Genomic DNA, 5,171 nt, shown 5'->3' with positions numbered 1-5,171 from the left:
AAGAAGGTCATGGCGCTAAGCTAATGTCAGGTTGACGTTTACGTCAAGGGGCATGGATCTTCATTGATATCACTGGCCTCTTCGCGCGCAAGCCTCGCTCCTGCAGTACGGCGCGCAAGCCTCGCTCCTGCAGTACGGCGCAGATCCCTGTGGGAGCGAGCCTGCTCGCGATGAACGATAACGCGGTAACAAGTCTTACACCTTGTCGAGCTTCTTCTCATGCGCCGTCACCTGTTGGCACAACTCGATCATCTGCTCACGCATCCAGCGGTTGGCCGGGTCCTGGTCGGTGCTTTCGTGCCAGTACAGGTGGGTTTCCACCGGCGGCACGTCGTTGACCGGCAAGTTGAACCAGTGCAGTTCGTGGCGGCGGGCGAAGCGTTCGGGCACGGTCATGACCATGTCGGTCTGCTGCAACACTTGCGAAGCCATCAGGTAATGCTGGGAGCGCAGGGCGATCTTGCGCTGGATGCCCATTTTGCCCAACGCCAGGTCGACATGGCCCAAGCCGTTGCGGCGGCTGGAGATATGGATATGGGTCAGTGACAGGTAGTCGTCCAGGGTGAATTTGTCCTTGCCCGCCATCGGGTGGCCCTTGCGCATGGCGCACACGTAGCGGTCTTCCATCAGCTTCACATGGCGCACTTGCGGGTCAGTGTTAAGCGGCGCGTCCACGGCAAAGTCCAGGCGCCCGGCGGCCAGCTCCTTGGTGGTTTCGCGGCGTTTGGACAGGAAACTCTCGATCACCACGGTCGGCGCCAGGCGGCGCAGGCGCTGGAACAGCAACGGCAGAATCACCGCCTCGGTAAGGTCGGTCATGCTGATGCGATAGGTCTTGGCCGCCTGTTGCGGGTTGAAAATCCGGCTTTCCTGCACCGACACCCGCAGCAGCGACAACGCGTTGCGCACCGGGCCGATGATGTTCTGCGCCATCGGCGTAGGCACCATGCCTTGCGCGGTGCGCACGAACAACGGGTCGTTGAAGGTCTCGCGCAGGCGGGCCAGAGCGTTCGANACCGCCGGCTGGGTGATGCCGACAATTTGCCCGGCGCGAGTCAGGTTGGCTTCGGTGTAGATCGCGTCGAAGACGATAAAGAGGTTGAGGTCGACCTTGCTCAGATTCATGTCGTTGCGCTCTTATTGTTAGGTGGCGATTTGTTAAGTGCCCATGCGCCGATCATATATCGGTGATGAATGTTAATACACGCCGAGAATAGGCTAGGTAAATTATCAACCCTGTTCTAGCATCGATTGCATGACCTAAACAACCTCTCAGAGAAGGGAGCTGCTCATGGATTTCGCCTATTCGCCCAAGGTTCAGGAACTGCGTGAACGCGTCACCGCGTTCATGGATACCTACGTTTATCCCGCCGAAGCCGTGTTCGAGCGCCAGGTCGCCGAAGGCGATCGCTGGCAGCCGACCGCAATCATGGAAGAGCTNAAGCNCAAGGCAAAAGCCGAAGGCCTGTGGAACCTGTTCCTGCCGGAATCCGAGCTGGGCGCCGGCCTGACCAACCTCGAATACGCGCCGTTGGCCGAGATCATGGGCCGCTCCTTGCTGGGACCGGAGCCGTTCAACTGCTCCGCCCCCGACACCGGCAACATGGAAGTGCTGGTGCGCTACGCCAACGCAGAACAGAAACAACGCTGGCTCGAACCGCTGCTGCGCGGCGAGATCCGCTCGGCCTTTGCCATGACCGAGCCGGACGTGGCCTCCTCAGACGCCACCAACATGGCCGCCCGCGCCGAACGCCAGGGCGATGAGTGGGTGATCAACGGCAAGAAGTGGTGGACCTCCGGCGCCTGCGACCCGCGCTGCAAGATCCTGATCTTCATGGGCCTGAGCAACCCGGATGCACCGCGTCACCAGCAGCACTCGATGATCCTGGTGCCGGTGGACACCCCCGGCGTGAAGATCGTGCGCCCGCTGCCGGTGTTCGGCTACGACGACGCACCTCACGGCCACGCCGAAGTGCTGTTTGAAAACGTTCGCGTGCCGTATGAAAACGTCCTGCTGGGCGAAGGCCGCGGCTTTGAAATTGCCCAGGGTCGCCTTGGCCCAGGCCGTATCCACCACTGCATGCGCTCCGTCGGCATGGCCGAGCGTGCGCTGGAGCTGATGTGCAAACGCGCCGTCAGCCGTACCGCGTTCGGCAAGCCATTGGCACGCTTGGGCGGCAATATCGACAAGATCGCCGACTCGCGGATGGAAATCGACATGGCGCGCCTGCTGACCTTGAAGGCGGCCTACATGATGGATACCGTCGGTAACAAAGTGGCGAAAAGCGAAATCGCCCAGATTAAGGTCGTGGCGCCGAACGTGGCGTTGAAGGTGATCGACCGCGCGATCCAGATCCACGGAGGTGCCGGGGTGTCCAACGACTTCCCGCTGGCCTACATGTACGCCATGCAACGCACCTTGCGCCTGGCCGACGGCCCGGATGAAGTACACCGCGCGGCGATCGGCAAGTTCGAGATCGGCAAGTATGTGCCGAAAGAGATGATGCGTAGCGGGCAATAACAGACACCGCGTTATCGTTCATCGCGGGCAAGCCCGGCTCCCACAGGTTCAGTGCAATCCTGTGGGGGCCGGGCTTGCCCGCGATGGCGTCAGCCCATTAACCACGGCAACATCTGACTCAATACACCCAAACCTCCACCCGCCGATTCTTGATCCGGCCCTCATCCGCCGTATTCGCCGCCACCGGCATCTGCGCGCCGAACCCGCGAATATCGCGCAGCACCACGCCGCTTTTGACCAATTCCCGGCGCACCGCCATGGCCCGCAGCTTCGATAACAGATCGGCACGCGCCGGATCGCTCTTGGCATCACCAAACCCCACCAGCGTCACCTGCCGATTGGTTTTGCCGCGCTGCTTTATATAGTCGAGCACCCGTGACAAGTCTTGTCGGGCCTTGTTGTCGAGCGTCGCGCTGCCTTCCTCGAAACGGAAATTCACCGACAACCGCTGGGCGTGGCGGCTGAGTGCCTGATAACCCTCGGGCATCAAGGCGTTCGGCGTGACGCTCATGGCCTGCACGGTCTGCGCAACAAAGCCGTTGTCCGCGACAATCGCCTGGCCTTTGCTGCTTTGCGCGAAGGCCACCAGCGCTTGCGCCCATGGATTTTTCCCGTTGGGCGGCAGGTAAAAGAACAGCCGCCTTGACAGCGGGTAATCCTCGGTGGCAATCAGGCTGGTGAGCGGCTGCATGGGTTGTGAGTCACCGTCGACAATCGCCACGGCTTTGGCCTGGCGCACATAAGGCAAGCCGATAAAGCCAATGCCTTGCGGATCCTGGCTGACAGCGTCGGACAATTGTTCGCTGGATTCGAAGCGTTTCGCGGCGTTATTCAGTGTTTTCCCACGGCGACTGAGGACCAATTCCTTGAAAGTGTCGTAGGTGCCCGACTGATCATCCCGCGCATACAGGTGAATCGTCCCACCACGGCCGCCGAGTTCTTCCCAGGTTTTTGCCTCACCGCTGAAAATTCGCGCCAGTTGTTCGGTGTCGAGTTGGTTCAGCGGATTTTGCGGATGAAGGATGATCGCCAGTCCGTCGATGGCAATGACCTGCTCGGCGCCGGGGCTTTTGAGGTCACCCAACGACTTGAGGTCTGCCCGTTCGCTGTCCTTGATCGGGCGCGAAGAGGCGGCGAGATCGGCGGACGCGGTTTTCAAGGCGCTGAAACCGGTGCTGGAACCATGGGCCGCAACGTCCACCACCACCCGGCGTCCCTGAACGGTTTCGCCGACGATGCGTTGTTCGTTGGCTGTATCGGGGACTTCGCTGTGAACCTTGAGCAGGCCCTGTTCGCGCATCAGCCCCTCGACCAGCGCCGGCCCCAGGGCAGCGCCGATGGTGTTGGAACCCTGGATGCGCAGGACCGGGCCGTTTTCGGGAACCGGCAGATCGCCCGCCGAGGCCGTGAAGGGCAACAAGGCGCACAGCATCAACAGGAATAATCTGCGCAGCGTCATGCCGGCACCTTATCTGGCCAAAGGAAGTGCCGGGAGATTAAGTCAGTAAGATGTCCGAAAGATGACAGTTGCTAAATGTGGGAGCGAACTGTCCCGCTCCCACAGTTTATTTATGTCGAAGTAAATGTGGGAGCGAACTGTCCCGCTCCCACAGTTTATTTATGTCGAAGTCGAGAGGATCAGCTCAACTCAAGCCAGATCGGCGCATGATCCGATGGTTTTTCCATCCCGCGCAGTTCGTAGTCAACGCCCGCATCCTTCACCCGTGGCAACAACCCATGGGACGCCATGATCANGTCAATGCGCAGCCCACGCTTGGGCTCGTCCTCGAAACCACGGCTGCGGTAGTCGAACCAGCTGAAGCGGTCGGTCACGTCCGGGTTCAAGTGACGGAAACTGTCGACCAGGCCCCAGTTCTTCAAGCGCGCCATCCACTCGCGTTCTTCCGGCAGGAAGCTGCACTTGCCGGTTTTCAGCCAACGCTTGGCATTGTCGGCGCCGATGCCGATGTCGCAATCTTCCGGGGAAATGTTCACGTCGCCCATCACCACCAGCGCCTGGTCATTGCTGAACTGGCTTTCCAGCAGGTGCTGCAAGTCTGCGTAGAAGCGCTGCTTGGCCGGGAACTTGGTGGGGTGGTCGCGGCTTTCGCCCTGGGGGAAGTAGCCATTCATGATGGTCACCGGCACGCCATTGGCGTCGGCAAACGTGCCCCAGATAAAGCGCCGCTGGGCGTCTTCTTCGTCGGTGGCGAACCCTTTATGCAATGCAATCGGTTCTTTGCGCGAGAGCAGGGCGACGCCGTAATGGCCTTTCTGCCCGTGGTAATACACGTGGTAGCCCAGTGCCTGCACTTCGGCCAGCGGGAACTGGTCATCGTGGACCTTGGTTTCCTGCAGGCCAATCACGTCGGGTTGATGCTTTTCAATCAGCGCCGCCAGCTGATGAGGGCGGGCGCGCAGCCCGTTGATGTTGAAGGAGACGATCTTCATGGTCGGCAGTCCTGGCAAAAGGGCGATGCTAGCTGACCTGTAGGAATCGGGCCAGTGTTGAGGTGAGGGGATTCACTTCGTTCTGTCAGATCCGTATGGGCAGTGATGGCCTCTTCGCGAGCAAGCTCGCTCCCACAGGTCATGAGTCTGGTCTATACCTTTGTGGGAGCGACGGTGCGACGATTCGACCTGCTCGCGA

The 5,171-nt window shown here is 60.5% G+C and carries 4 protein-coding genes; 1 reads left to right on the top strand and 3 read right to left on the bottom strand.

Annotated features, from left to right (window positions below; all coding sequences use genetic code 11):
- Window positions 1–195: 195 nt before the first annotated feature.
- The gene (locus tag B7L09_RS05795) at window positions 196–1,125 is read right to left on the bottom strand and encodes a LysR family transcriptional regulator (RefSeq protein WP_094468094.1); all 930 of its coding nucleotides are present in this window, start codon (window positions 1,123–1,125) and stop codon (window positions 196–198) included.
- A 166-nt stretch (window positions 1,126–1,291) separates the two neighbouring features.
- Here B7L09_RS05795 and B7L09_RS05790 point away from each other — a divergent pair, with 166 nt between their 5' ends.
- A complete protein-coding gene (locus B7L09_RS05790) occupies window positions 1,292–2,521 on the top strand; it encodes an acyl-CoA dehydrogenase (RefSeq protein ID WP_094468093.1) in 1,230 nt (409 codons plus the stop codon).
- A 118-nt stretch (window positions 2,522–2,639) separates the two neighbouring features.
- On the opposite strand, the gene B7L09_RS05785 is transcribed toward B7L09_RS05790, so the two are convergent.
- Window positions 2,640–3,980, bottom strand: a complete 1,341-nt coding sequence (locus B7L09_RS05785; RefSeq protein ID WP_094468092.1) for a substrate-binding domain-containing protein — start codon at window positions 3,978–3,980, stop codon at window positions 2,640–2,642.
- 179 nt (window positions 3,981–4,159) lie between these two features.
- Window positions 4,160–4,972 (bottom strand): exodeoxyribonuclease III, encoded by an 813-nt coding sequence (gene xthA, locus B7L09_RS05780; RefSeq protein ID WP_094468091.1) that lies wholly within the window; start codon window positions 4,970–4,972, stop codon window positions 4,160–4,162.
- Window positions 4,973–5,171: the final 199 nt, after the last annotated feature.

This window comes from Pseudomonas mandelii, from assembly GCF_002251635.1.
GTDB classification, from domain to species: domain Bacteria; phylum Pseudomonadota; class Gammaproteobacteria; order Pseudomonadales; family Pseudomonadaceae; genus Aquipseudomonas; species Aquipseudomonas mandelii_B.
The sequence above is the reverse complement of the archived record's forward strand: the minus strand, read 5'-3'. Positions and strand labels throughout refer to the sequence as shown.

Coding starts and splice junctions, on each gene's coding strand:
- B7L09_RS05785 (WP_094468092.1), bottom strand. CDS start 3,980: ATGACGCTGCGCAGATTATTCCTGTTGATGCTGTGCGCCTTGTTGCCC.